Below are 24,795 nucleotides of genomic sequence, written 5' to 3'. Positions count from 1 at the left end.
AAAGCGCTCCGGGAGGACCAATGGCCAGCAGCGTGCCCGTCGTCACTGACATCGCCTATCAGGACCTGCTCGACGACCCCTATCCGATCTTCCGCCGCCTGCGCGAGCTGGCGCCGGCGGTCCATGTCGAGGCCGCGAAGCTGACGCTGGTGACGCGCTTCGACGACATCACGCGGATCGAGCGCGATCCCGCGACCTACTCGGCCGACAATCCCGCCTCGCTGGTCAACAAGGTGATGGGGCCGACCTTCATGCGCAAGGACGGCGCCGAGCATACGATCGGCCGCAAGGCGATCGAGCCCTCGTTCCGCCCGGCCACGATCAAGGAGCACTGGGCACCGCAGTTCACCGCGATCGCGGAACGGCTGATCGATGATCTGGCGGCAGCCGGTGAAGCCGATCTGTTCGCCGCGCTGGCCGCGCCGATGGCTTCCCTCAGCCTGATGGCGATGATCGGCTTTCGCGCGATGCCGTGGCAGACCCTGGCGGAGTGGTCGCAAGCCTTGATCGACGGCGCCGGCAACTACGCCGCCGATGCCGAGGTCGATCGCAAGGCGATGCAGGCGAGCGCCGATGTCGACGCCGCAATCGACGCGGTACTCGACGATCACCATCGCCACCCCAATCCTTCGATCCTGTCCTCGATGATCAATGCCGATCCGCCGATGCCGATCGAGGCCATCCGCGCCAACATCAAGGTGATCATCGGCGGCGGGTTGAACGAGCCGCGCGACGCGATCCTGACGCTCGTGCTCGGCCTATTGGAAAATCCGGCGCAAAAGGACAGTGTGCTGGCCAAGCCGGAGCTATGGCCGGCCGCGCTCGAGGAAGCGGTGCGCTGGATCTCGCCGATCGGCATGTATCCGCGCCGCGTCACCCGCGATGTCGACCTGTCCGGCACGGCGCTGCCCGAGGGCCTTCAGATCGGCCTCTGCGTCGGTGCCGCGAACCGCGACGGCAACCGCTTCGCCGAGCCCGATCGCTTCGACGTGACGCGGCCGAAACAATCGCATCTGGCGTTCGGCGCCGGACCGCATTTCTGCGCCGGCACCTGGGTGTCGCGGCTCACCGTCGGCAAGATCGTGGTGCCGATGCTGTTCGCGCGCCTGCACCATCTGCGCCTCCGCGAGGAGGCGCCGCCCGTCGTCCGCGGCTGGGTGTTTCGCGGACCGGTGACGCTACCGGTGCGCTGGGATGCGTGAGGAGAGCACCTTGCCAAGGCGCCGCTGGCAGTGAGGAAGAAACCCGTCATTGCGAGCCAACGGGTCGCGCGAACGCGCCCGATGACAGGCTCCGCGAAGCAATCCATAGCCACGCAAGCGGAGATATGGATTGCTTCGTCGCTTCGCTCCTCGCAATGACGGTTGGAAGCGCGACGCTGCTGGCAGCGATCACGCCGCCAGCGCGTCCTCCACGATCTTCACGAAATACGAGGTGCCGTACACGATCGCCTCGTCGTTGAAATTGTAGGCGGGGTGGTGCAGGCCCGCGCTGTCGCCGTTGCCGCAGAAGATGAAGGCACCGGGCCGCGCTTCCAGCATGTAGGAGAAATCCTCGCCGCCCATCAGCGGCGGCATCGTGTGCACATTGCCGTCGCCGGCCACTTCCCTGGCGATCCGGGTGGCGAACTCGGTTTGCGAGGGGTGATTGACGGTGACGGGATAGCCGCGCTTGTAGTCGAGATCGATCCGCGCGCCGGTCAGCTGGGCCACGCCCTTGACCACTTCGCCGATGCGCTTCTCGATCAATTGCCGGACTTCCGGCGTCAGGGTGCGGACCGTGCCGCGCAACACCGCGGTCTGCGGGATCACGTTGCGGGCGTTGCCGGCGTGGAATTCGCAGATCGAGATCACGGCGGAATCCAGCGGATCGACGCTGCGCGACACGATCGATTGCAGCGCGGTGATGAGCTGCGCGCCCACCATCACCGAATCGATGCATTTGTGCGGCCGCGCGGCGTGGCCGCCGAGCCCTTCGATGTTGATGTTGACCTCGTCGGTGGACGCCATGATCGGGCCCGGACGGATCGCGAACGAGCCGATCGGAATCCCCGGACCGTTGTGCATGCCGTAGACCTGCCCGATGCCGAAGCGATCCATCAGGCCGTCCTTGATCATGGCGGCCGCTCCTGCCCCGCCCTCCTCGGCGGGCTGGAAGATCACCGCCACGTCGCCGGCGAAATTGCGCGTCTCGGCGAGATAGCGCGCGGCGCCGAGCAGCATCGCGGTGTGGCCGTCATGGCCGCAGGCGTGCATCTTGCCCGGCGTCTTCGAGGCGTAAGGCAAATTGGTCTCTTCGTGGATCGGCAGCGCGTCCATGTCGGCGCGCAGGCCGATCACCTTGACGTCGCCCCTGGCCGGCCCCTTGTTGCCCTTGATGACCCCGACCACGCCGGTCTTGCCGAGCCCGGTCACGACCTCGTCGCAACCGAATTCCCTGAGACGGTCGGCCACGAATGATGCAGTGCGGTGCACATCGTAGAGCAGCTCGGGATTTTCATGGATGTCGCGGCGCCAGGCCTGGATATCGGGTTGCAGATCGGCGACGCGGTTGACGATGGGCATGAGAATTCTGGCCTCGAAGGTTGAACTTCAGTGCCTCTCTAGCATGCAAGAGCCGGTCCACCCAAACAGATGTGACATGCCGCCGGCTGGGGCCCGCATTCGCAAACGGGATACGACACGGTCCCCGGACACAGCGTGATTTTGCGCGAGCCGGCCAAGGCCAGGACTGATACGATCGCACCCGACCAAAGCCTAATAGTGCCGGAAAACGCGCGCGCGGATACTACCTGAAGTTTCTGCACCGAAATCCTCCCACCTGCAAAGAGGGGCGGCTGCATGACGCCGGATCAGGCGGTCCTGCTTTCCACCATCATCCTGCTGGTGCCGATGGGTTACTTCCTGCTGGCGGCGCCGGCATTTCTGCTTGTGAAGCTCGACATCCCGCATGTCACGCGCCTGCTGCGCGGCATGTTCAACGCCTACTTCCTGGTGCTGGCGATAGCCGGCGTGATCGGAACGCTCGCCTTTGCCGCCGCTGGCCGGCCGGCTACAGCGCTCGGCATCGCCCTGATCGCGGCATTCGCGGTGCTGGCGCGCCGCTGGTTTCTGCGCCGGCTCGATGCCGACGCGGATGCGCGAGACTCCGGCGATCCGACCGCGGTGCGGCGGCTGCGCCGGCTGCATTGGGGCGGCATGCTGTGCAACGCGGTCCAGGTGTTCGCGCTGGTCGCCAGCATTCCCTACATGGCGCCGCTACCTTGATCGCTATGCCTCGCCTTTCCGATGCGGATCGTATTTCGAAAGCACGTCCTTGAGGTAATCCCGGCTCTTCCATTCCGGCGCGGGCGGCTCGTATCCGGGCCGGGGAACGAACGGATTCGCCGGCACATCAGCTGAAGCGCCCATCAGGTCCGGAATATAGCGCGGGCAATTCGGAAAGATTTCGCATTTGACGCGGACGACGACTTTCGCGCCATGATGCCGGGCAAGCGCTTCCGCGCTGTCGTCGATCGTCGCCTTGCCTCGGATCCGCGTGCGAAACGTCTTGCCGTCGAGGCGGACGAACAGCAAGCCGACATTCGGGTTGCGGTGAATATTGCCGAGCGTGCGGTACATGTTGTTGCCGTCATACTCGGGGTACTCGAGCGTATCGGGCCCGGTGATCTTCACGAAGCCGGGATCGCCGGACCGCATCGAACAATCGACGTTGTCCTGATAGCTCGTCGCGACGAAAAAGAACTGCGTCTCTTCGATGAGCTTGCGATCCTGCTCCCAGAATTCGAAGTGGAGGCGATGCTTCTCGAGGCCGTCGGCGACGCGACGACCGTCGAAGCGGTCCTGCAACTCACGCATTCCGTCGTGGTAGAAAGGGGCGCGGATCGGGTCTTCCACGGGGACTCCTCCAGCAAGGTAAGCAATTGATCTGCGAGTTCTGGCGCGGTGTCTTGCGCGTACCCGGCCGCCGCAGACGGCTATTTCTCCGGGGCCTGCCGGTCGAATGCGCTCAGCACCGCAAGCGTCATGGCCGCAACACCGGTCTTGATCGTCGGCTCCGGCACCGGCGCGAACAACGGCGAGTGGTTGGACGGCAATGGTGGGCCGCGGCCTTCGCGGGCGGCGGCGACGCGCTCCGGCTCATAGATGCCGATATTGAAGAACATCGATGGCACCCCGGCGCTGACGAATTCCGAATAATCCTCGCTGGGCGTGCCCGGCGGTGACGGTTCGAACTTGTCGCCAAATGCCGCCTTCAACACCTTTTCCGCGGTGCCGACCACGTTGGGATCATTGATCACGGCCTTGGTCCCCTCGGTGATCGAAATCTCCGGCTCCGGCGCATTCGACATGGCGGCGACTGCCTTTGCCGTCCGCTCGATGCCGGCAAGCATCTTGGCGCGCACCTCAGGCTTGAAGGTGCGAATGGTGCCGAATAGCACCACATCGTCGGGAATGATGTTCGACGCGGTGCCACCGTGAATTGCACCGATGCTGACGACGCCAAATTCGGTCGGGTCCTTTTCGCGGCTGATCACACTCTGGACATCGACGACAAAGCGCGCGGCCATCATCACGGGGTCAATCGTCGCCTGCGGCACCGCACCGTGTCCGCCGCGGCCATGGAATTTGATGGAGAGGCCATCGGCGGCGGATGAGCCGATGCCGACGCGATAGCGCACCGTTCCATAGGCGAACGGGCCATCGTGCAAGGCGAAACCGACATTCGGCTTTGGAAACCGCGTGAACAGGCCATCCGCCAGCATGGCCTTGGCGCCCGAGACGATTTCCTCGGCAGGCTGGGCGATGAACATCAGCGTGCCGTGCCATTGGTCTTTTAGGCCGACCAGCGTCTTGGCCGTCCCCACCCAGCTTGCCATGTGGACGTCGTGGCCGCAGCTGTGGGCCACGAAGGTTTCGCGTCCCTGCCAGGTCGTCTTGTCGTGGCTGGCATAGGGAAGCCCGGTCTTTTCCTCCATCGGCAGCGCATCGAGCTCGGTGCGCACCATGATGGTGGGGCCCTCGCCATTCCTGTAGATCGCGACCAGCCCGGTCTTGCCGACATGCTCCGTCACGTCGAAGCCAAGCGCCCGCATTTCGGCAGCGAGTTTGGCCGCGGTCTTCTCCTCCTGAAAGGCCATTTCAGGATGGGCGTGAATATCCTTGTAGAGCGCGTCGAGTTTCGGATAGTCGGCCTCGACCGACTTCTCAATGGCGCTCTTCAGCCTTGCGACATCAAGCTCGGCATTCGCCCGGTGCGGCAGTGACGCGCAGAGCGCGGCGGACGCAAGCAGCGTGAGAACCATTTTGGTCATGGCAATCGCTCCAGCTGAAATCGTGACACGGCGTTCCGAATGCCGCACTCCATCACAGGCGGGGCTCGGCGGCCTGATCTAAGCAGGCAACGCGATCGGAAACAACGGCCTGGCGAGCTAGCCCGACGTCAGCATCTGGCTGCGGATCTCCTGCGCAGTGCGGCGCAGCGGCAGCAGGAATTTCTTGCGCGCGCCGGCTTCGCTGACCGTGCCCGAGATCGTGTTGACGCTGAGCGCCGCGACCACGGAGCCTGCGGGATCGCGCAGCGGCACCGCGATGCCGCAGATCGCGGGATCGAGCTCACCGTCGACCCAGGCATAGCCGTCGCTCTCGACCCGCAGCAGCAGTTCACCGAGCCGTTCCGGATCGGTCACGGTGCGCGGCGTGACCTGCTTGAAGCCGCCGGTCGCAAGATAGGCCTCGCGGGTGCCGGGCGGCAGCGCCGCGAGCATGACGCGGCCGAGCGACACCAGATGCGCCGGCAGCCGACTGCCGACGCCGAGATTGGCGGAAAGAATCCGCCGCGCCGGCAGGCGTAGCGCATAGACGATCTCGTCCTCGTCGAGCACCGCCATCGCGCAGGACTCGCCGATCTCGTTGCGCAGATTTTCCAGCGCACGCTGCGCATGGCCCCAATAGGGCAGCGCGTTGAGATAGGACAGGCCGAGCCCGAGCGCGCGCGGCCGCAGGCTGAAATAGCGCCCATCGGAAGCGCAGTATTTCAGCGCCACCAGGGTCGCGAGGATGCGGCGCGCGGTGGCGCGGTTGAGGCCGGCGGTGTCGGCGGCCTCCGCCAGCGTGTGCCGGCCCGGCGGCTTGCCGAGCGCCTCGATGATCGAGAAGCCACGCGCGATCGCGCGCACGAAGCCGTCACTCTCTTTGCTCATCGCGTTTTGCTCAAGGCTCTGCGGGAGATTTTGGTTCTGCTCATGACATCGCAGGCTGCATGGCTGCCTGCACATGACGCGGCGCTGCCCGCTTGTCAGGGGCACCCGACCGCGCTAGCGTCAATTCATAGAGCGAATGAACTGTTCGCCTGGCGAACTAAATAGCAGGAGGATACACGATGGCGCAAGCAGAAAGTTCTGCGGCCACCCCGTTCGAGACCGATTTCTGGAAGGACGCGAAGCTGCGCAAGATGTGGGACGACATCGTCCCCGGCGAGCCGCGCAAAACGCTGCCCTACACGCTGACGCAGGAGGCGATCGCGCTGTACTGCCGTGCGGTCGGCGAGACCAATCCGCTCTATCTGGACGAAGCTGCCGCCAAGGCCGGGCCCTATGGCGGGCTGATCGCACCGCCCGCGATCCATATCCTGCTGATGTTCGCCTGCACCCCGGCCGACGACTGGATGCGCTCGCCGGGCACCGTCAATGCCGGGCAGTCCTGGAGCTACAACATCCCTGCCCGCCCCGGCGACACCATCACCCTGCAGGCCCGCGCGCTCGACAAGTTCATCAAGCGCGAGCGGCTGTTCGTGGTGCACGACAACGTCTTCTTCAACCAGCATGGCGACGTGATATGCTCGGGTCGCGGCCAGACCATCCGTCCGATGTAAGGAGGATCACGATGACCTCAGCGAATTTCGATGCTCTCAAGGCCGGCGACACCATCGACGGTCCCGCCTTCGCGGTCTCGCGCGAATCGATCCGCCTGTTCTGCGATGCCTCGCTCGACTACAACCCGCTGCATCTCGACGACGACTACATGAAGGGCGATTTTGGCAAGACCAATTTCGGCGGCATCATCATGCACGGCATGAACAATTTCGGCCTGATCTCGCGCATGCTGACCGACTGGGCTCTTCCTGCGGGCGCGATCCATCGCAGGCTCGAGACGCGCTGGCTGAAGCCGGTGAAGCCCGGCGACACCATCCGTCCCGCAGGCACCATCAAGGCCAAGCAGACCACGGCGAAATCGCGCTGGGTGCTGGTCGACGTCGCCGTGCAGAACCAGCGCGGCGAAACGGTCGCCGCCGGTGAAGCCATGCTGGAGTTTCCGGCGAGCTAGCGAAGGGCATCACATCGCGCAGCAAGCTTCGCCTCGCCCCGCCTGCGGGGAGAAGCCGGAATGCATCGCCAGATGCGTTCCGGGTCAGGGGGAGCCTCCGCGGACCCAGCTCTCTCCGTCTATGCGGAAGCAGCCCCTCACCCCAACCCTCTCCCCGCAAGAGCGGGGCGAGGGAGCGTAGCGCCGTCGCGGCGCCACCCCACTCAACAAATCAAAAGAAATACTTGGAGGTTTCGATGCAGGATGCGGCCCAATCGCGGCTCTATGGACGGATCGCCTGGCGCCTGATCCCTTTCCTGCTGGCGTGCTACACGGTGGCGATCATCGATCGCTTCAATATCGGCTTTGCCAAGCTGCAATTCCTGCACGATCTGAACATCGATGACGCGGTGTTCGGACTCGCTGCCGGCATCTTCTCGGTCGGCTATGTCGCGCTCGAAGTGCCGAGCAATCTGCTGCTGGTCAAGGTTGGCGTCCGCAAGACGCTGCTGCGGATCATGGTGCTGTGGGGCGCCGTCACCGTGCTGCTCGCGCTGGTACAGAACCAGTATCACCTCTATCTGCTGCGCTTCCTGCTCGGCGCCGCCGAAGGCGGGTTCTTCCCGGGAATCCTGTATTACCTGACGCTGTGGTTTCCGGACCGCGTGCGCGGCCGCATGACGAGCCTGTTCGTGATGGCAGTGCCGCTCGGCGGCGTCATCGCTGGCCCGTTGTCGGGCCTGATCATGGACCACATGCAGGGCATCCACGGCCTGCATGGCTGGCAGTGGCTGTTCGTCCTCGAAGGCGTTCCCGCGGTGCTGCTCGGCATCGCCGCCTATCGCTATCTCGCCGATGGACCGCAGGCCGCAAAATGGCTCAGTGCCGACGAGCGACGGCAGGTGGCAAGCGATCTCGCCCGCGACCGCGCCGCCACCCCTGGCACGACCCGCAGCTTCGCGGCGGCGCTGCGCGAGCCGCGCGTCTATCTGCTGTCTTTCATCTATTTCGCGTTCTTCTGCTCGCTCAACACCATCCTGCTGTGGACGCCGACGCTGCTGAAGCGCGTTGGCGTTGCGACCACGACCGAGATCGGCTGGCTGAGCGGCGCGATCTCGGTCGCCTCGGCGATCGGCATGGTCGCGATCGGCTACAGTTCCGATCGCACCCGCGAGCGGCGCTGGCACGTGGTCGCTTGCGGCCTCGTCGCGGCGGCGTGCTTCATCGCCTTACAGGCCGCGCAAGGCAGCATCCTGCTGACCGTGACGCTGCTGGCAATAGCATCGATCGGCATCTTCGCGATCCTGTCGCTGTTCTGGACCATTCCCAACGCGATGCTGGAGGGCAGCGCGGCGGCGGGCGGCATCGCGCTGATCAGCGCGATCGGCTCGTTCGGCGGCGCAGTGTGCCCTGCCCTGATCGGCTGGATGAATGTCGCGACCGGGAGCATCTACGCACCGCTCGCCCTCGTCGGCGCGCTGCTCGCGATCGGCATGCTGACGCTGATCGTCTGCGTTCCCCGAGCGAGACATCAGGTCACACTGGCCGAACCGAGCCGTCCCTGATCATCCAGCGCACGCCCGGCATCCATGGGTCGGGCTTGTCTCGACCGGCTGCGTCTGACTAATAGGAAGTCAACAAAAGACGCTTGCCGGGAACGAGGACATGCCGCGAAGGCTCGAGGGTGATTTCGACTACATTATCGTCGGCGCGGGCACGGCGGGCTGCATCATGGCCAACCGCCTGTCGGCCGATCCAAACAAGCGCGTGCTGCTGCTGGAGGCCGGCGGCAAGGACAACTGGATCTGGTTTCACATCCCGGTCGGCTATCTCTTCGCGATCGGCAATCCGCGCTCGGACTGGATGTTCAAGACCGAGGCCGAGCCCGGCCTCAACGGCCGCGCGCTCGCCTATCCGCGCGGCAAGGTGATCGGCGGCTCGTCGGCGATCAACGCCATGATCTCGATGCGCGGCCAGGCCGCGGATTACGATCACTGGCGGCAGCTCGGCCTCACCGGCTGGAGCTACGAGGACGTGCTGCCGGCGTTCAAGAAGCTGGAGGATCACTTCCTCGGTGCAAGCGAGCATCACGGCGTCGGCGGCGGCTGGCGCATCGAGGCGCCGCGGCTGTCGTGGCAGATCCTCGATGCGGTCGGCGATGCCGCGGAGGAGATGGGCATCAAGCGCATCCCGGATTTCAACACCGGCGACAATGAAGGCACCAGTTATTTCCACGTCAACCAGAAGCGCGGCCGGCGCTGGTCGTCGGCGCGCGGGTTCCTGAAGCCGGTGCTGAACCGCAGCAATCTCAGGCTCGAGACCGAGGTGCTGGTCGACCGCCTGATCATCGAGAGCGGCCGCGCCGCCGGCGTGCTGTTCCGGCAAGGCAACGAGGTCGTCGAGGCGCGCGCCAAGGGCGAGGTGATTCTCTGCGCCGGCTCGATCGGCACCACGCAGGTGCTGCATCGCTCCGGCATCGGCCCGGCCGAATGGCTGTCGCCGCTCGGCGTCGACATCGTGGCCGACGTGCAGGGCATCGGCCATAATCTGCAGGACCATCTGCAACAGCGCGCGATCTACAAGGTGTCGGGTGTGCGCACGCTGAACGAGACCTATTACAACCTGGTGCGCCGCGGCCTGATGGGCCTCGACTACGCGTTCCGCCGTCGCGGACCGCTGACCATGGCGCCGTCGCAGCTCGGCATCTTCACCCGCTCGGATGCGACGCGCTCGCGCGCCAACATCCAGTTCCATGTGCAGCCGCTGTCGCTCGACAAGTTCGGCGATCCCCTGCACCGCTTCCCCGCGATCACGGTGAGCGCCTGCAATCTGCAACCGACCTCGCGCGGCACGGTGCGCATCCGCTCGACCGCGCCCGACGACAAGCCGTCGATCGCGCCGAATTACCTGTCGACGGACGACGACCGCCAGGTCGCGGCCGACGCGATCCGCACCACGCGCAGGCTGATGAAGCAGAAGGCGCTGGAGAAGTATCATCCCGAAGAGTTCCTGCCCGGGCCCTCGGTCGCCGATGACGACGCCTCGCTCGCCAAGGCCGCCGGCGACATCGGCACCACGATCTTCCACCCGGTCGGCACCGCGAAGATGGGCACGGCGAACGATCCGATGGCGGTGGTCGACGAGCGCCTGCGCTTCTACGGCCTGCACGGCCTGCGCATCGCGGATGCTTCTGTCATGCCGACGATCACCTCCGGCAATACCAATACGCCGACCGCGATGATCGCCGAGAAGGCCGCTGCGATGATCTTGCAGGATGCAAGATAGCAACCCATGATGCAGCCGCAGCGGATTTTCGTTGGCGATGCCGGATCGCAGATCGCGCTGGCACGATGGGGCGATCCCGCGTCGGGCAAGCCTGTGGCGCTGCTGCTGCACGGCACGGGCTTTGTCGCCGAGGTCTGGACCGAGGTCGCGGAGGCGCTCGCCTCCGACTACACCGTCTATGCGCACGACCGCCGCGGCCACGGCCTGAGCCACAAGCCGGCCGCCGACCGCTATCACTTCCAGGATTTCGCCAGTGACGTTTGCAGGGTGGTCGAACGCCTCGACCTGAAGAACATCTACGGCATCGGCCACAGCGCCGGCGCGACCGACCTGCTGCTTGCGACGAAGCTGATGCCGGACCGCTTCGCGCGGCTGTTCGTGACGGAGCCGACCGCGATGAACCCGCACGCACTGCGCGGCGGCGACCTAAGCGACATCTCGAACGCGTCCGTGCAAGGCGTGCTGCGCCGCCGGACCGAATTCGACAATGCCGACGATCTGTTCCGGCGATTGCGCGCCGCGCCGACCTTCGCGACGTGGACTGAGCCGTCGCTATGGGCCTATGTGCATCACGGCTTTGCGCGGCTCGACGACGGCCGCATGCAGCTGCGCTGCACGCCCGAAATCGAACAGGCGATGCTGAAGCCGATCTTCCAGGCCATGGAGCAGATCTACACCGGCGATGCCCGCGGCAATCCGTTCCCGTGGTTCTCCGAGATCGCCTGCCCTGTCCGCATCGCCACCGCCGAACAGTCATGGCCGATCTACAAGGAGATGGCCGACCGCGCCGCAGCGCTGATCCCGCACGCGAGCAGATGGACCTTCGATGGCGTCGGCCACTGCGTCGCACAGGAAGCGCCGGAGCTGATGGTTGCCGCGCTCAGGACGTTCGCGACGGGTGCGGACTAGCGCAGTCGGCACGCGCGACGCCGCAAAAAGAAATCGCCGTCCCCTTGCGGGGACGGCGGAAGCCACTCACGCAGTACTGGAACTGTCAGAGCGTTTTCGAGCGAAGTGGATGCCGGCTCGCGTGAAGAAAACGCGTCAAACAAGAAGCTAGTGTTTGCCGTGATGCTCGGCGTGATGCCGGCTCGCTTCGGTGTGGTGATGCTGGGCATGGCTGGCGTGGCCATGGGCGCTGTGGGCGTGGTGCGCCGCCTTCTCGTGATTGCCCTCTTGGTGGTGCTTGGCGGCTTCGCGGTGATGACGCGCCGCGTGCTCGTGATGCTCGGCTGCCTGGTGATGATGCTCAACGCCTGCGTGGTCGCTCATGATGATCTCCCGGTGTGGCGAATGAAGTCTGCCATCTTTAAGCAGGAGCGCTGACATTATGCTGACGGCCGCAAGACAGCTGTGTTGCGGCCGTTCATCTACGTTGCGCGGCATCGTCATGCTGCGGCGCGCATCATCGCCACAACATTCACCGGTCATTCCGTCGGCGGAAAGCGATCGAAGGCCGGCAGCTCGTGCGCCGTTTCCATCCAGCGCAGCCGCTCCGCGACCTGGATGTGCATCGTGGCCGGCGCCGCGCCGGGATCGTCATAGGTGCCGCTCTGGATGTCGATGAACCCGGGCAACATGTCGCCGTTGGTGTAGAAGAGCCCGCTGCCGCAATTCGTGCAGAAGTACCGCCGGCCATGCTCCGAGGACCGGTAGATCCTGGGCTCGCCCTTGGTCACCTTGAGGGCGTCCTCGGCGACCATCACCCAGCCGACCATCGGCGCGCCGGCATGCCGCCGGCAATCGGTGCAGTGGCACAGCGCGTGGACGGCCGGTTCCCCGCTCACCTCGTAACGGATCTCACCGCAGTGACAGCCTCCGGTGACGTTGCCCATGTTTTCCTCCGACCAATCAGTGGTTTGGCCGGTCGATAGCGTTACAGGCCCAAGGCCTTCAATGACGCATCTTGCCCTTGCGGCCAGCTGTCGCGCGGCCGGATGGGCACCGATCACGCGGCCGGCCGCCCGGTTCTCACGAAATCGTCATCCCTGCCCTCAACCCTCTCCAAAGCCGCGGGAATAAAGCCCCGGCCGCTCCGATCACCTCCCCGGAAACCCAATCCCTGGGCCCACGGGAGACTTGTCATGAGCGGACACGATCACAATCACCACGATGAGGAAAAAGGCGTCAGCCGACGCAAGGTGCTGGAATGCATGACCTGGGCCGGCACCGGCGTACTCTGGACCGTCACCGGCGGCGTGCCGCATTCGCTCGGCATCGTCGGCTCGGCCGCCGCGGCCGAAGCCACCACCGGCATGACCTTCATGCAGATCAGTGACAGCCATGTCGGCTTCGACAAGCCGGCCAACCCGAACACCATCGGCACGCTGGAGGAGGCCATCAACAAGGTCAAGGCGATGCAGGTCAAGCCGTCCTTCATGATCCACACCGGCGACATCACCCATCTGTCGAAGGCGTCCGAATTCGATGACGCCGATCGCATCATCTCGCAGGCCAAGCTTGACGTGCACTACGTGCCGGGCGAGCACGACTTCATCGACGAAGAGGTCAAGCTCTACAAGGAACGCTACGGCAAGGGCACCAAGGGCCCGGGCTACTATTCCTTCGACGCCGGCGGCGTGCATTTCGTCGGCCTCGTCAACGTCGTCGACCTCAAGGGCGGCGGCCTCGGCAATCTCGGCAACGAGCAGCTCGAATGGCTCGAGAACGACCTCAAGGGCCGCTCCAAGTCGACGCCGATCGTGCTCTTCGCCCACATCCCGCTGTGGACGGTCTATCCGCAATGGGGCTGGGGCACCGAGGACGGCGCCCGCGCGCTGGAATACGTCAAGGGCTTCGGCTCGGTCACCGTGCTGAACGGCCACATCCACCAGGTGATGCAGAAGGTCGAGGGCAACGTCACCTTCCACACCGCGCGTTCGACGGCCTTCCCGCAGCCGGCGCCGGGTGCCGCCCCCTCGCCCGGCCCGATGAAGGTCGAGGATGCCAAGCTGCGCAGCATGCTCGGCGTCGCCAGCATCAACTTCAAGCAGAACAGCCAGCCGCTGGCGATCATCGACACGCCGCTGCAGGGCTGACGGACAAGGTTGAGGAAAGAGACGATGAGTACGATCAATCGACGCGACTTCGGGATCGCCGTGGTCGCGGCCATGCTGCTGCCTGTCACGGCGGCCCGCGCCGAAGATATCGCGGTCCACATCGACAACTTCTCGTTCGCGCCGAACCCGCTCGACGTGAAGGTCGGCACGACAGTGACCTGGACCAACCGCGACGACATCCCGCACACCGTGGTGTGCGCGGGAAAATTCCGCTCCAAGACCATGGATACCGACGGCACCTTCTCGTTCACCTTCACGGAGCCCGGCGAGTACAAGTATTTCTGCTCGCTGCATCCGCACATGACAGGCAGTATCAAGGTTGGGTAACGTGACCAGCCATACAATCACAGCCATGCCCGGCCGGTGGCCCTCAGCCCCCGGCCGGGCGCAAGCCGTCTCTCGACAAGCCGGGCAGGACACGATGGTTGTCAACGCGTCGCAAGACGATCCCGAAAAGGCACGGCGCTTCCGCGAAGCCGCGCTGCCCTACCTTGACGACGCCTACACCCTGGCGCGCTATTTGCTGCGCGATGCCGCCGATGCCGAGGACGCGGTGCAGGAATGTTATCTGCGAGCCTACAAGCATTTCGACAGCTACCGGGGACCTGCGATGAAGCCGTGGCTGTTCGCGATCCTGCGCAATGTCTGCCGCGCCGAATATGCCCGCCGCAAGACCGCCCCCACGCCGGTCGAGGAGCTGCCCGAGGGCGGCGACCAGACCCCGATGTGGAACGAAGCCCCGGAGACCCCGGAAAAGCAGATGCTGCGCCGTTTCGACGGCGACACCGTGCGCAAGTTGGTCGCAGCGCTCGCCGAGCCGTTCCGCGAGACCTTTGTGCTCAGGGAAATCCAGAATCTTTCATACCGCGAGATCGCCGATGTCGCCGCCGTGCCGGTCGGCACCGTGATGTCCCGTCTCGCGCGCGCCCGCGCCATGCTGCGATCAGCCTGGCTCGCGGAACAGGAGCAAGCGAAATGACCTGCGAGGAAGCCGAAGTGCTGATCCACGCGCTGATCGACGGCGAACTCGACGCCGGCCATGCACGCGAAGTGGAAGCCCATATCGAGGGGTGCGCGCATTGCGCCGCCCTGATGAAGGAATATCAGGAGATCCGCCAGGCGATCGCCGAGAGCGACGTCAGCTACAAGGCGCCGCTCGAGCTGCGCCGCAAGATCGAGAAGGCCCTGCCGCAGCCGCAGGCGGCGCCGAGCCGGCGCTCGGTGCTGCGCGGCTTCGCGATGGGCTCGGCGGTATCGGCGATGGCGGCGACGGGCCTCGTCGCGATCGTGCTGCGCAACGACGACGAGCAGCGCATCGAGAACGAGGTGGTGTCGGCGCATCTGCGCTCGCTACAGGCCGGCCATCTGATCGACGTGGTCTCGACCGATCAGCATACGGTCAAGCCCTGGTTCAACGGCAAGCTCGACGTCTCGCCGCCGGTGATCGACCTCACCGCGCAGGGCTTCACCCTGATCGGCGGCCGGCTCGACTACGTCAACGCTCGCGAGATCGGCGCCGTGGTCTACAAGCGGCGCCAGCACGTGATCAATCTGTTCGTGGCGCAGACGGCAAATACCGAACGCAAGACCGCGAAGGTCTCGACGTTGCAGGGCTTCAACATCCGTCGCTGGAGCGACCGCGGCCTGAACTATTGGGCCGTCAGCGATCTCGGCGCCGACGAGCTCAGCGAGTTCGGCGACAAGTTCGAGAGCGCGATGCGCGCGAACAAGGAAGGGTGAGTTTCGAACGCTCGCTCCACATCCGTCATTGCGAGGAGCTCGCGACAAAATTGCAAAGCAATTTTGCGCTGAAGCGACGAAGCAATCCATCTCTCCGCTTGCGGCGCGATGGATTGCTTCGCTCGCAATGACGAACAAGGCAAGTTCGTAGCCCGGATGGAGCGCAGCGCAATCCGGGAACGGTCTCGCAAGTATCGGGAACCCCGGATTTCGCTTCGCTGCATCCGGGCTACGAGAAAATTAGCTTACGCCGACTTGCGCACCGCGTTGTCGACCAGCGTCTTGCCGAGCGACCAGATCGCGCCGGGCACCTTGTGGCTGCCGGCGATCACGTCGTCGAACGACTTCTCGATCCAGCTGCAATCTTCCTCGGTGATCATCAGCGGCGGCAGCAGCTTGATGGTGTGGAGGCCGTGGCCGGCGACTTGCGTGAGGATCTTGTGATCCTTGAACAGCGGCACCGTGATGAGCTGGCAGAACAGACCCTTGTTGGCGGTCTCCAGCAGGTTCCACGACGCCTTCAGCCGCAGCGATTTCGGCGGGCCGAACTCGACACCGATCATCAGGCCCTTGCCGCGGACTTCCTTCATCAGTTCATAGCCCGGCACCATGCGCGTCAGCGCAAGACGGAGCTCGGCGCCGCGCTTGGCGGCGTTCTCGACCAGCTTCTCGGCCTTGATGACATCGAGCGTCGCGATACCGGCCGCCATCGCCAGATCGTTCTTGGCGAAGGTCGAACCATGCACGACCGCGCGGTCCATCTGGTTGAAGATCTTGTCGAAGATGTGCTTGCGCGTCAGCAGCGCGCCGATCGGCACGTGACCGCCGGACAGCGCCTTCGCCAGCAGCACCATGTCGGGCTCGATGCCCCAATGCTCGATCGCGAGGAATTTTCCGGTGCGGCCGATGCCGGTCTGGATCTCGTCGGCGATGAACAGCGTGCCGTATTTGCGGCACAGCGCCAGCGCGCCGGGCAGGAACTCGTCGGTGGGCATGTTGACGCCCTTGCCCTGGATCGGCTCGACGATGAACGCACCGACCTGCCGCGACGACAGCGCCTTCTCCAGCGCCTCGAGATCGTTGTAGGGGATCGGGGTGCAACCCGGCAGCAGCGGTTCGAAGCCGCTGCGGAAATTCGTATCATCGGTCAGCGACAGGGCGCCGTAGGACAGGCCGTGGAACGAATGCCCGCAATAGACGATGCCCGGCCGGCCGGTCGCGCCGCGCGCGAACTTGATCGCAGCTTCGACGGTTTCGGCGCCGGAATTGGCGAAAAACACCTTGTCCAGATATGGAACATGTTCCAGAAGTCGTTCCGCGAGCACGCCGGCGAGGGTCGAAACGTCGAGCTGCACGAGATTGGGCAGATCGGCATCGAGCACGCTCTTCAGCGCCTTACGCAGGTCCGGATGATTGCGGCCAATCGCAAAAACGCCAAATCCGCTCAATAGATCGAGGTAACGAGCCCCCTGACGATCGAAGAGGTATTGGCCTTGCCCCTTCTGGAAGCCGACGTCATAGCCGATGGTCTTGAGGACGCGAACGAGCTGCTCGTTGAGGTGACGCGTGTGCATGGCACCGCGCTGCCCCTCGCGCTCCACAAAAATCTCGGAAACGTCTAAATTGGAACTTACCATTCGTTACATACGTCGGTTGATGGCCATCTCGTCAACTTAAAACGCTCGCTAGCGGCGTTTTGACCCCCGCTCGGATCGTCTAGTTAAGCACAGGTTTGGACCATGTTGCACTGCCCAAGAACTTTCGCGCGTACAATAGCCTTTTCAGGTTTATTTTTGGCCACCGTATTATCACCGGCACTTGCAGCGGACCCGACCGGCGACTGGAAGGTCGCAGACGGTGTCGCCACCATCCGCGTCGCCCAGTGTAATGGCAACATGTGGGGTGCGGTGTCCTGGGAAAAAACCCCCGGCGGCAAGGATAAGAACAATCCTGATCCTGCGAAGCAGAGCAGGCCTACGCTCGGCATGCCGATCCTGATCGACATGAAGAAGAAGGCCGGCGCCGACGCGTGGGAAGGCCAAGTTTACAACGCGAAGGACGGCCAGCTCTACAGCTCGACCATCAAGCCGGTCGGCACCGATCAGCTCGAGATCCAGGGCTGCGTGCTCGGCTTCCTGTGTGGCGGCGAGACCTGGACCCGCGTCGGTCCGCCGATCCCGGTGAGCGCCGCCGGCAACCCGGCTGCGGCCGGCAGCCCGGCTGCGAAGGGCGCCGCTCCCAAATCGGCTGCGCCGCAGAAGACCACCGGCGCCGTGGCGCCTGCCACCAAGTCCGGTCAGAAGCAGGCAGCCGGTGCTCCGGGTGCCGCCAATGCGTCGGCGGACGCGGTGGGCGATATCTGCCTGCTCCCGGACATCGCGCGACCGACGCACTGATACCGACGCACCAGTCCGGCTCGGCGGCCTGCCGCCAAGCCGGACCGCCAACCCGTCAGGTGACGTCGTTGGCGATATCCTCGTCCTTGAGGGTTTCGCGCGGCTTGCCCATCAGCGCCGGCTGGAACAGCAGTACCGCCGCGAGCGTCGTGACGAGCGAAAGCGCAAGCAGCTTGCCCATGCTTGCGGTGCCGGGATGACTGGATAGCCACAGGCTACCGAACGCCGTCGCCGTGGTCAGCGCGCTGAAAAAGATCGCGCGCGTCAGGCTCGATTGCAGCAGGTTCGTCCTGCCCTGCCGCCATGCCGTGACATAGTAGATCTTGAACGCCACGCCGACGCCGAGCAGCAGCGGCAACGCGACGATATTGGCGAAGTTGAGCGGCAGCCCGATCAAGACGCAGATCTCCAGCGTGACGATGCCGGCGACCAGCAGCGGCACCAGCGTCATCAGCACGTCGACGACCCGGCGCAGCGTCAGCCACAGCAGCAGGCTGATCGTGACCAGCGCGAGAATGCCGGCGTGGATGAACGCATTCACGATGACGTCGCCCGACTTCAGGATCGACACCGGTCCACCGATCGCGGTCGGCTCGGCGGCGAGCACGGCGTCGGCAAAGCGACGCAGATTGTCGTTGTCGTTCGGATCACCCTTCGGCTCCGCCTCGACACGCATCAGGCCGTCCTTGGTCTTCCAGCTCGCCACCAGTTCCGGTGGCAGGTTCTGCAGCGTGACGGTCTGGGCCTGCAACGTGTTGCGGAGCTGATCGAACACGATCTTCATCGGCGCGACGAAGACCTCCTGGGCCTTGTCGCGGGTCGCCTGGGTCGAATCGGCAAGCTTCTGCAGGGCGTCGGCGAGCCGGCGCGCGGCAACCGCACCCGGTCCCTTGCCGTCGCCCGCGGTCTTGCGCAGGCTGTCGACCGAGCTCTTCAGCGACTCGACATTCTCCTGATCCGACGGTGCCGGATCGACCGAGTCCGGATTGAGCGCAGGGCCGAGCGTCTTGGCGGCCTGTGCGATCAGCTTCAGCTTGGCCGGCTGGTCGTCAGGCACGAAGCGGTCGAGCGACATCACGCGCGACACTTCCGGCAGCTTCTCGAGCTTGGCCTCGATCTTCTTGGCGTCGGCTTCCGAGTGCGTCATCACGTCGATGGCGTTGGCGCCGGTGTTCGGATCCTTCCGCAGGTCGAGGAAGGTCGCGATCGATTCCGCCTGCTTGTTGCGCAGATTGATCGGGTTGAAGTCGAACTTCATGTAGTGCAGCAGCGGCAGGCCCGCGAGCGTGACCAGCAGCGTGCCGACAATGATCGGGACACGATGCTTCTCCAGGAAGTTGTCGAGCGGCGCCAGGAAGGCGTAGCCGACGGGCTCCTTCTCGCCCGGCGGATTGAGCAGGTCGAGCAGCGCCGGCAGCACCGTGATGCTGGTGATGAAGGCCACCAGCATGCCGGCGCCGGCGATCTTGCCGAGTTCGGAGATGCCCTTGTAGTCGGTCGGCAGGAAGCACAGGAAGCCGGCTGCGGTCGCCATCGCCGCGAGCGACAGCGGCACCGCCGAGCGGCGTGCTGCGTTCTCGAGCGCGAGCGTCAGATTGTCGTTCTTGAAACGCTCGGAGCGGTAGCGCACGCTGAACTGGATGCCGAAGTCGACACCGAGGCCGACGAACAGCACCGCGAAGGCGATCGAAAGCAGGTTCAACGACCCGACCATCATCAGGCCGACCGCGGTGGTGAGGGCAAGGCCGATGAACAGGTTGACGAACACGGCGAAGATGATCTTGCCGGAGTGCAGCGCCAGCCAGAGGATGATCAGCACAATCACCACGGTGCCGATGCCGTTGGTGATCGCGCCGTCCTGCACCGTGGCGTATTCCTCGTTGGCAATCGGCACGGGTCCGGTCAGGCGCACGCGCGCGTGATACTCGGTCGGGAATTTCAGATCGGCAGCGGCCTGCCGGATCGCGTCGGTCGCGGCCTTGCCGGGCTCCAGCGCCGAATAGTCGATGATCGGCTTGATCTCGATGAAGGCGCGCTTGTCCGAATCGGTCAGCGGCTTGTCGCTGGTGAGCTCGCGCCACGAGAAGGTCGCGTTGCCCTTGGCGAGGATGGTCTCGACGGTCTCGGAGATCAGGTTGAAGGGCGGGGCTGCGTTGTCGAGCTTGACCTGCCCGCGCTTGACGCCCGCAAGGCCGGTTTCGAGCGCGCCGGTCAGTCCGCGAATCGAAGGATCGCCGGCCATGATCTCGATCAGCGGTGCGGCCGATTCGAGCTGGCCCGTGACCTTGCCGACCTCTTCGGTCGGCAGGAACAAGAGGCCGTTCCTCTCGAAGAATTCGCCGGAGCCGAGCGCGGTGATCGCCTCGAAGTTCTTCTTGTCGGCTTGCAGCTTCGCGGTGAGCGCCTTCGCGGCCGAGCTGGTCAGCTCGGGCGTCGCGCCCTCGACGACCGCCAGGATCAGCCGCTCGCGATCAAAGGCTTCCTCGAACTGGTTGTCGCGCTTGCGCCAATCCAGATCCGGCGAGATCAGCTTGTTGATGTCGGTGTTGATCGAGAAGTTGCGGGCCGTATAGAAGCCGGCCCCGATCGACAGCAGCACAGCGAAAATGACAACCGGAAGGGCAAAACGCGTACAGGTCCTAACAACGGAGACGACAATATTTGTCAGCACTTCGTTTCTTTCTAATCTCGGGGAAGCATGGCCGAAAACGCCCGCTCTGTAGCGGAGTTCCCGGGACCGATCTAATGTTGTTTTGGTTATCTTCCTCGACGAGATGGTGAGGAGGTTCCAAACCACAGGAACGGCCACGAGTGGCCGGTATAAACCGCATCAGTGGGCGATAAAGTGACGAACAAGTGAGGGGGACGGACGGTCGCAGGCCCGAAATCCACACTATATTACCTCAAATGCCGCCCTCACCGGCAGTTCATCCGCTCGAAGCGCTACCTTTTTGCCACAAATCCCTGTATTTCCATGCGCTTGGGGCGCAGATCCCGTGCAGGAACTGTGATGGCGCGGACATTGCAACTGACGTTGCGAGGTCCGACTTGTGGAGTGCGTTGCCGAAATGGCCGCAGGGCTTGGAATGAGGCTGGTGCAATTTGCGTAACGGACGACCGATGGAAGTGTTTCTTGCTCAGCCGCGCGGCTTCTGCGCGGGCGTCGTGCGCGCGATCGAAATCGTCGAACGCGCGCTCGCGAAGTATGGCCCGCCGGTCTACGTCCGCCACGAGATCGTTCACAACAAGCACGTGGTGGAAAGCCTGAAGAAGAAGGGCGCGATCTTCGTCGAGGACCTGTCGGAAGTGCCGGCCAAGGCGGTGACCGTCTTCAGTGCCCATGGCGTCGCCAGGAGCGTCGAGGAGGAGGCGGAAGCCCGCGACCTGCCCGTACTCAACGCCACCTGCCCGCTCGTCACCAAGGTCCACAACCAGGGCAAACGCTATATCTCGAAGGGCCGTGCCCTGATCCTGATCGGGCATGCCGGCCACCCCGAGGTCGAGGGAACCATGGGCCAGGTTCCGGGGCCGGTCCTGCTGGTCCAGAGCGTCCAGGATGTGGCGGAATTGCGGCTGCCGACCGACACCCCGGTCGCCTATATCACCCAGACCACCCTGTCCGTGGACGACACCAGGGACATCATCGCGGCCCTTCAGGCAAAATTTACAGATATTCAAGGCCCGGACATCAGGGATATCTGCTATGCGACACAGAACCGCCAATCTGCGGTAAGGGACCTAAGTAAGCTGGTGGACGTCATTTTGGTGGTGGGGGCCGCCAATAGTTCCAACTCGAACAGGCTTCGCGAAATCGGCACCGAGGTCGGCGTCGCGAGTTATCTCATTGCCGATGGGAGCGAGCTCAACCCGGACTGGCTGAAGGATGCCAAGGCCGTCGGCATCACGGCGGGCGCGTCGGCGCCCGAAGTTTTGGTCGACGATGTGATCGAGGCCCTGCGGCGCATCGGACCTGTTTCGGTCTCGGTCGTTCCGGGCCGTGAAGAGAATATCGAATTCCGGCTGCCGGCCGAACTGACTGCGGGCTGATCTGAACCCACTTCCCTTTGATAAGTGCAGAAAGAAAATCGTCTAATGGCTATACCGTTCTTCAAGGAAATGCGTATCGGCGGTTATCTGATCAAGCAGAAGCTGCTTGGCCGCAAACGCTATCCGCTCGTGCTGATGCTCGAACCCTTGTTCCGCTGCAACCTCGCCTGCGTCGGCTGCGGCAAGATCGACTATCCCGATGCGATCCTCAACCGCCGCATGACCGCGCAGGAATGCTGGGACGCGGCCGATGAATGCGGCGCGCCGATGGTGGCGATCCCCGGCGGCGAGCCGCTGATCCACAAGGAGATCGGCGAGATCGTGCGCGGCCTCGTGGCGCGCAAGAAGTTCGTCTCGCTGTGCACCAATGCGCTGCTGCTCGAGAAGAAGCTCGATCTGTTCGAGCCGTCGCCCTATCTGTTCTTCTCGGTGCATCTCGACGGCCTGAAGGATCATCACGACAAGGCGGTGTCGCAGAAGGGCGTGTTCGATCGCGCCGTCTCCGCGATCAAGGCGGCGAAGGCGCGCGGCTTCACGGTCAACGTCAACGCCACCATCTTCGACGGCCATCCGGCCGAGGAGATCGCCAAGTTCCTCGACTTCACCACCGAGCTCGGCGTCGGTGTCTCGATGTCGCCGGGTTACGCCTATGAGCGTGCGCCCGACCAGGAGCACTTCCTCAACCGCACCAAGACCAAGAAGCTGTTCCGCGACGTCTTTGCGCTCGGCAAGGGCAAGAAGTGGAATTTCATGCATTCCGGCCTGTTCCTCGACTTCCTCGCCGGCAACCAGGAATACGAGTGCACGCCCTGGGGCATGCCGGCGCGCAACATCTTCGGCTGGCAGAAGCCCTGCTATCTGCTCGGTGAAGGCTACGCCAAGACCTTCAAGGAGCTGATGGACACCACCGATTGGGACACCTACGGCACCGGCAAGTACGAGAAGTGCGCCGACTGTATGGCCCATTGCGGCTACGAGCCGACCGCGGCCACCGCAGCGATCAACAATCCGCTGAAGGCGATGTGGGTCGCGCTGCGCGGCATCAAGACCTCGGGCCCGATGGCGCCGGAGATCGACATGTCGAAGCAGCGCCCGGCGCAATATATCTTCGCCGAGCAGGTCGAGAAGAAGCTCTCGGAGATCCGCCGCGACGAGGCTGCCGCCGCAGCCGCCAAGCAGCAAGCCAAGGCTTCCACGGCCGCGTAATCCGCGCCGCACAGCAAAGCAAAAGGCCCGGTCGCGATGCGATCGGGCCTTTGTTTTTGCGCCAAGTGCTTTGACTTTGATGTTCTGAGCCTGATGCGGCGAGCCCCGTCCCCGTCCGGGACAGCGGATCAGGCCGCCTTCGCCGTGATCAGAACGTCTTCCGCCGGCATCAGCACCTCGTTGCCGAGCAGGAAGCTGCGGCAGCTGCGCAGCGAGCGCAGCGCGCGGTTGAAGTCGATACCGGTCGACACCAGCGCCCGCAGCGTCCGCGGATTGCGCACGATGCCGCGCAGCACCTTGCGCAGGTCGATGTCGCCATTCGGCTTCACCGCCGATTTCGCAAGCTCCGGCAGCGCCCGGTGCGCGGGATCGCTGATCACGCGCAGCGCGGCGAACGGAACGCCTGCCTTGGCGGCATAAGCTGCCGCGATATGGCTCTCCATGTCGACTGCGGCTGCGCCCGTCATCGAGCGCAGCGCGGCCTTGCAGGCCTTCGCCGCGATCACCTCTTCCACGCCGGCAAGACCGCCGCGGACGATCCTGCGGCGCTTCAGCGCAGCGCTGGCGATCATCTCTTCGTTCAGGGCGGATGCCGCCAGGAAACGCGTATCGCCGGACATCACCTCGGTCGCGACCACGACGTCGCCGGACTTGAGCGACGGGTCGAGCCCGCCGGCCACGCCGAACGAAATCACGCCACGGAAGGTCGTCGGATCCAGCGTCGCCAGCAATGCACGCAGCTGCTGCGGATCGCTCGAACTGCAAATCACGATCATGCCGGGACCCGCTGCGATACGGGCCTCCTGCACCAATCCAGTCACGATTAATACCGGCCGAGGATCAATTCTACTGCCCACGGTCTCGGCGGCCCCCGCCTCAACAATCACATCCCGACCCCTACCACCCTGCTATTGGTGCTTCTCAGATTCCGATACCGCGCCAGCGCCCAGAGCGGAAAGAACTTCGAGTAGCCATGATATCGCAAGTAAAATACCCGCGGAAACCCCGTTGCGGTGTATCGCTGCTCGTCCCACAGCCCTTTTTCCGTCTGTGTTGCCTTTAGGTACTCCACACCCCGCGCAACGGCTGGATTTTCGACCTCACCGGCCGCCATCAATCCAAGCAAGGCCCATGCCGTTTGCGAGGAGGTCGATGGCGCAACTTCGTAACCCTTGTAGTCCAGCCGGTAGCTGACAGCGTCCTCGCCCCAGCCGCCGTCCTGGTTCTGGACGGAGGCCAGCCAATCGACCGCCTTCCGGACCATCGGGTCGTTGCGATCGACCCCTGCGACATTTAGCGCCGAGAGCACCGACCAGGTGCCGTAGATGTAATTCAGGCCCCAGCGGCCGTACCAGGAGCCCTCGGCCAGCTGGGTGCGGCGCAGATAGGCAATGCCGTCGGCCATCGCCTTGTTGCTCTCGGCGGTCTCGCCCAGTTGGCCCAGCATCGAGATGCAGCGCGCGGTGACATCCTCGGTCGGCGGATCGAGCAATGCGCCGTGATCGGAGAACGGGATGTTGTTGAGGTAATATTCGAGGTTGTTGACGTCGAACGCGGCCCAGCCGCCGTCGCGGCTCTGCAGCCCCTCGATCCATTCGCGGCCGCGCGCGATCGCCTCGTCATATTCCCGGGTTCCGGTATGACGCCGCACGCGATCCATCGCCATCACGACCACGGCGGTGTCGTCGAGATCGGGATAATGGTCGTTGTTGTACTGGAACGCCCAGCCGCCGGGACGGACGTCCGGCGCCTTGACCG

At 64.4% G+C, this 24,795-nt stretch carries 24 protein-coding genes; 15 read left to right on the top strand and 9 right to left on the bottom strand.

The genetic code is table 11. The annotated features are described in order from the left end of the window. The first annotated feature begins 20 nt into the window (after nt 1–20). On the top strand, nt 21–1,202 hold the full coding sequence (locus tag QMZ05_RS30620; RefSeq protein ID WP_353704143.1) for a cytochrome P450: 1,182 nt from the start codon (nt 21–23) through the stop codon (nt 1,200–1,202). Nucleotides 1,203–1,391: 189 nt separating this feature from the next. On the opposite strand, the gene QMZ05_RS30615 is transcribed toward QMZ05_RS30620, so the two are convergent. Then, complete coding sequence (locus QMZ05_RS30615; RefSeq protein WP_353704142.1) at nt 1,392–2,564, bottom strand: M20 aminoacylase family protein; 1,173 nt, start codon at nt 2,562–2,564, stop codon at nt 1,392–1,394. Between the two features lie 276 nt (nt 2,565–2,840). On the opposite strand from QMZ05_RS30615, the gene QMZ05_RS30610 reads away from it, so the two are divergent. After that, complete coding sequence (locus tag QMZ05_RS30610) at nt 2,841–3,266, top strand: hypothetical protein (protein WP_353704141.1); 426 nt, start codon at nt 2,841–2,843, stop codon at nt 3,264–3,266. A 3-nt stretch (nt 3,267–3,269) separates the two neighbouring features. Here QMZ05_RS30610 and QMZ05_RS30605 read toward each other — a convergent pair whose 3' ends face one another. From QMZ05_RS30605 to QMZ05_RS30595, 3 genes are all read right to left on the bottom strand, one after another. Beyond that, nucleotides 3,270–3,896, bottom strand: a complete 627-nt coding sequence (locus QMZ05_RS30605) for a pyridoxamine 5'-phosphate oxidase family protein (protein ID WP_353704140.1) — start codon at nt 3,894–3,896, stop codon at nt 3,270–3,272. A gap of 80 nt (nt 3,897–3,976) precedes the next feature. Next, nucleotides 3,977–5,314: an amidohydrolase gene (locus QMZ05_RS30600; protein WP_353704139.1), complete on the bottom strand. Its 1,338-nt coding sequence runs from the start codon at nt 5,312–5,314 to the stop codon at nt 3,977–3,979. Nucleotides 5,315–5,431: 117 nt separating this feature from the next. Beyond that, nucleotides 5,432–6,202 (bottom strand): IclR family transcriptional regulator C-terminal domain-containing protein, encoded by a 771-nt coding sequence (locus QMZ05_RS30595; RefSeq protein ID WP_050420144.1) that lies wholly within the window; start codon nt 6,200–6,202, stop codon nt 5,432–5,434. Nucleotides 6,203–6,381: 179 nt separating this feature from the next. Between QMZ05_RS30595 and QMZ05_RS30590 the strand changes: the two genes are divergently transcribed. From QMZ05_RS30590 to QMZ05_RS30565, 6 genes are all read left to right on the top strand, one after another. Further along, complete coding sequence (locus QMZ05_RS30590; RefSeq protein WP_353704138.1) at nt 6,382–6,873, top strand: MaoC family dehydratase; 492 nt, start codon at nt 6,382–6,384, stop codon at nt 6,871–6,873. A gap of 11 nt (nt 6,874–6,884) precedes the next feature. Next, entirely contained in the window at nt 6,885–7,325 is a 441-nt protein-coding gene (locus QMZ05_RS30585) for a MaoC family dehydratase (RefSeq protein WP_353704137.1), read from the top strand. 236 nt (nt 7,326–7,561) lie between these two features. Next, nucleotides 7,562–8,869, top strand: coding sequence for an MFS transporter (locus tag QMZ05_RS30580; protein ID WP_353704136.1), 1,308 nt, complete (start codon nt 7,562–7,564; stop codon nt 8,867–8,869). A gap of 100 nt (nt 8,870–8,969) precedes the next feature. Continuing rightward, entirely contained in the window at nt 8,970–10,589 is a 1,620-nt protein-coding gene (locus QMZ05_RS30575) for a GMC family oxidoreductase N-terminal domain-containing protein (protein ID WP_353704135.1), read from the top strand. 6 nt (nt 10,590–10,595) lie between these two features. After that, nucleotides 10,596–11,498, top strand: coding sequence for an alpha/beta hydrolase (locus tag QMZ05_RS30570; protein WP_353704134.1), 903 nt, complete (start codon nt 10,596–10,598; stop codon nt 11,496–11,498). A gap of 105 nt (nt 11,499–11,603) precedes the next feature. Then, complete coding sequence (locus QMZ05_RS30565; protein WP_353704133.1) at nt 11,604–11,915, top strand: hypothetical protein; 312 nt, start codon at nt 11,604–11,606, stop codon at nt 11,913–11,915. Between the two features lie 101 nt (nt 11,916–12,016). Here QMZ05_RS30565 and QMZ05_RS30560 read toward each other — a convergent pair whose 3' ends face one another. Then, the gene (locus tag QMZ05_RS30560) at nt 12,017–12,424 is read right to left on the bottom strand and encodes a GFA family protein (protein WP_353704132.1); all 408 of its coding nucleotides are present in this window, start codon (nt 12,422–12,424) and stop codon (nt 12,017–12,019) included. Nucleotides 12,425–12,673: 249 nt separating this feature from the next. On the opposite strand from QMZ05_RS30560, the gene QMZ05_RS30555 reads away from it, so the two are divergent. The 4 genes from QMZ05_RS30555 to QMZ05_RS30540 all read left to right on the top strand — a co-directional run bounded on the left by QMZ05_RS30555 (nt 12,674) and on the right by QMZ05_RS30540 (nt 15,388). Further along, nucleotides 12,674–13,627 (top strand): metallophosphoesterase, encoded by a 954-nt coding sequence (locus QMZ05_RS30555; protein ID WP_353704131.1) that lies wholly within the window; start codon nt 12,674–12,676, stop codon nt 13,625–13,627. 24 nt (nt 13,628–13,651) lie between these two features. Continuing rightward, nucleotides 13,652–13,975, top strand: coding sequence for a cupredoxin family copper-binding protein (locus tag QMZ05_RS30550; RefSeq protein WP_074129153.1), 324 nt, complete (start codon nt 13,652–13,654; stop codon nt 13,973–13,975). 94 nt (nt 13,976–14,069) lie between these two features. Further along, entirely contained in the window at nt 14,070–14,627 is a 558-nt protein-coding gene (locus tag QMZ05_RS30545; RefSeq protein ID WP_353704130.1) for a sigma-70 family RNA polymerase sigma factor, read from the top strand. Continuing rightward, nucleotides 14,624–15,388 (top strand): anti-sigma factor, encoded by a 765-nt coding sequence (locus QMZ05_RS30540; RefSeq protein ID WP_353704129.1) that lies wholly within the window; start codon nt 14,624–14,626, stop codon nt 15,386–15,388. The genes QMZ05_RS30545 and QMZ05_RS30540 overlap by 4 nt, the downstream gene beginning before the upstream one ends. A gap of 245 nt (nt 15,389–15,633) precedes the next feature. On the opposite strand, the gene hpnO is transcribed toward QMZ05_RS30540, so the two are convergent. Beyond that, nucleotides 15,634–17,025 carry an aminobacteriohopanetriol synthase HpnO gene (gene hpnO, locus QMZ05_RS30535; protein WP_050420129.1) on the bottom strand — a complete coding sequence of 464 codons (1,392 nt, stop codon included), beginning with the start codon at nt 17,023–17,025 and terminating at the stop codon, nt 15,634–15,636. A gap of 102 nt (nt 17,026–17,127) precedes the next feature. Here hpnO and QMZ05_RS30530 point away from each other — a divergent pair, with 102 nt between their 5' ends. Beyond that, entirely contained in the window at nt 17,128–17,784 is a 657-nt protein-coding gene (locus QMZ05_RS30530; protein WP_353704128.1) for a DUF2147 domain-containing protein, read from the top strand. Nucleotides 17,785–17,839: 55 nt separating this feature from the next. On the opposite strand, the gene QMZ05_RS30525 is transcribed toward QMZ05_RS30530, so the two are convergent. Next, complete coding sequence (locus QMZ05_RS30525; protein WP_353704127.1) at nt 17,840–20,455, bottom strand: MMPL family transporter; 2,616 nt, start codon at nt 20,453–20,455, stop codon at nt 17,840–17,842. A 449-nt stretch (nt 20,456–20,904) separates the two neighbouring features. Between QMZ05_RS30525 and ispH the strand changes: the two genes are divergently transcribed. Together ispH and hpnH are read left to right on the top strand one after the other, a co-directional pair. Continuing rightward, nucleotides 20,905–21,831 carry a 4-hydroxy-3-methylbut-2-enyl diphosphate reductase gene (gene ispH, locus QMZ05_RS30520; protein WP_050626212.1) on the top strand — a complete coding sequence of 309 codons (927 nt, stop codon included), beginning with the start codon at nt 20,905–20,907 and terminating at the stop codon, nt 21,829–21,831. Nucleotides 21,832–21,876: 45 nt separating this feature from the next. Further along, nucleotides 21,877–23,037: an adenosyl-hopene transferase HpnH gene (gene hpnH / locus QMZ05_RS30515; protein ID WP_353704126.1), complete on the top strand. Its 1,161-nt coding sequence runs from the start codon at nt 21,877–21,879 to the stop codon at nt 23,035–23,037. Between the two features lie 128 nt (nt 23,038–23,165). On the opposite strand, the gene QMZ05_RS30510 is transcribed toward hpnH, so the two are convergent. Both QMZ05_RS30510 and QMZ05_RS30505 read right to left on the bottom strand, forming a co-directional pair. Further along, complete coding sequence (locus QMZ05_RS30510; RefSeq protein WP_353704125.1) at nt 23,166–23,894, bottom strand: phosphorylase; 729 nt, start codon at nt 23,892–23,894, stop codon at nt 23,166–23,168. 26 nt (nt 23,895–23,920) lie between these two features. Then, a partial coding sequence (locus QMZ05_RS30505; RefSeq protein WP_353704124.1) for a prenyltransferase/squalene oxidase repeat-containing protein occupies nt 23,921–24,795 on the bottom strand: 875 nt, incomplete at its 5' end.

This window comes from Bradyrhizobium sp. INPA03-11B (genome assembly GCF_040446015.1).
GTDB lineage: Bacteria > Pseudomonadota > Alphaproteobacteria > Rhizobiales > Xanthobacteraceae > Bradyrhizobium > Bradyrhizobium macuxiense_A.
Note: the sequence above shows the minus strand (reverse complement) of the source record. Positions and strands in the feature narration are given on the sequence as shown.

What these genes read in the sequence shown, in the direction of transcription:
- QMZ05_RS30620 (WP_353704143.1), top strand. Translation starts at nt 21, where the DNA reads ATGGCCAGCAGCGTGCCCGTCGTCACTGACATCGCCTATCAGGACCTG.
- QMZ05_RS30615 (WP_353704142.1), bottom strand. Translation starts at nt 2,564, where the DNA reads ATGCCCATCGTCAACCGCGTCGCCGATCTGCAACCCGATATCCAGGCC.
- QMZ05_RS30610 (WP_353704141.1), top strand. Translation starts at nt 2,841, where the DNA reads ATGACGCCGGATCAGGCGGTCCTGCTTTCCACCATCATCCTGCTGGTG.
- QMZ05_RS30600 (WP_353704139.1), bottom strand. Translation starts at nt 5,314, where the DNA reads ATGACCAAAATGGTTCTCACGCTGCTTGCGTCCGCCGCGCTCTGCGCG.
- QMZ05_RS30595 (WP_050420144.1), bottom strand. Translation starts at nt 6,202, where the DNA reads ATGAGCAAAGAGAGTGACGGCTTCGTGCGCGCGATCGCGCGTGGCTTC.
- QMZ05_RS30590 (WP_353704138.1), top strand. Translation starts at nt 6,382, where the DNA reads ATGGCGCAAGCAGAAAGTTCTGCGGCCACCCCGTTCGAGACCGATTTC.
- QMZ05_RS30585 (WP_353704137.1), top strand. Translation starts at nt 6,885, where the DNA reads ATGACCTCAGCGAATTTCGATGCTCTCAAGGCCGGCGACACCATCGAC.
- QMZ05_RS30580 (WP_353704136.1), top strand. Translation starts at nt 7,562, where the DNA reads ATGCAGGATGCGGCCCAATCGCGGCTCTATGGACGGATCGCCTGGCGC.
- QMZ05_RS30575 (WP_353704135.1), top strand. Translation starts at nt 8,970, where the DNA reads ATGCCGCGAAGGCTCGAGGGTGATTTCGACTACATTATCGTCGGCGCG.
- QMZ05_RS30570 (WP_353704134.1), top strand. Translation starts at nt 10,596, where the DNA reads ATGATGCAGCCGCAGCGGATTTTCGTTGGCGATGCCGGATCGCAGATC.
- QMZ05_RS30560 (WP_353704132.1), bottom strand. Translation starts at nt 12,424, where the DNA reads ATGGGCAACGTCACCGGAGGCTGTCACTGCGGTGAGATCCGTTACGAG.
- QMZ05_RS30555 (WP_353704131.1), top strand. Translation starts at nt 12,674, where the DNA reads ATGAGCGGACACGATCACAATCACCACGATGAGGAAAAAGGCGTCAGC.
- QMZ05_RS30550 (WP_074129153.1), top strand. Translation starts at nt 13,652, where the DNA reads ATGAGTACGATCAATCGACGCGACTTCGGGATCGCCGTGGTCGCGGCC.
- QMZ05_RS30545 (WP_353704130.1), top strand. Translation starts at nt 14,070, where the DNA reads ATGGTTGTCAACGCGTCGCAAGACGATCCCGAAAAGGCACGGCGCTTC.
- QMZ05_RS30540 (WP_353704129.1), top strand. Translation starts at nt 14,624, where the DNA reads ATGACCTGCGAGGAAGCCGAAGTGCTGATCCACGCGCTGATCGACGGC.
- hpnO (WP_050420129.1), bottom strand. Translation starts at nt 17,025, where the DNA reads ATGGTAAGTTCCAATTTAGACGTTTCCGAGATTTTTGTGGAGCGCGAG.
- QMZ05_RS30530 (WP_353704128.1), top strand. Translation starts at nt 17,128, where the DNA reads ATGTTGCACTGCCCAAGAACTTTCGCGCGTACAATAGCCTTTTCAGGT.
- ispH (WP_050626212.1), top strand. Translation starts at nt 20,905, where the DNA reads ATGGAAGTGTTTCTTGCTCAGCCGCGCGGCTTCTGCGCGGGCGTCGTG.
- hpnH (WP_353704126.1), top strand. Translation starts at nt 21,877, where the DNA reads ATGGCTATACCGTTCTTCAAGGAAATGCGTATCGGCGGTTATCTGATC.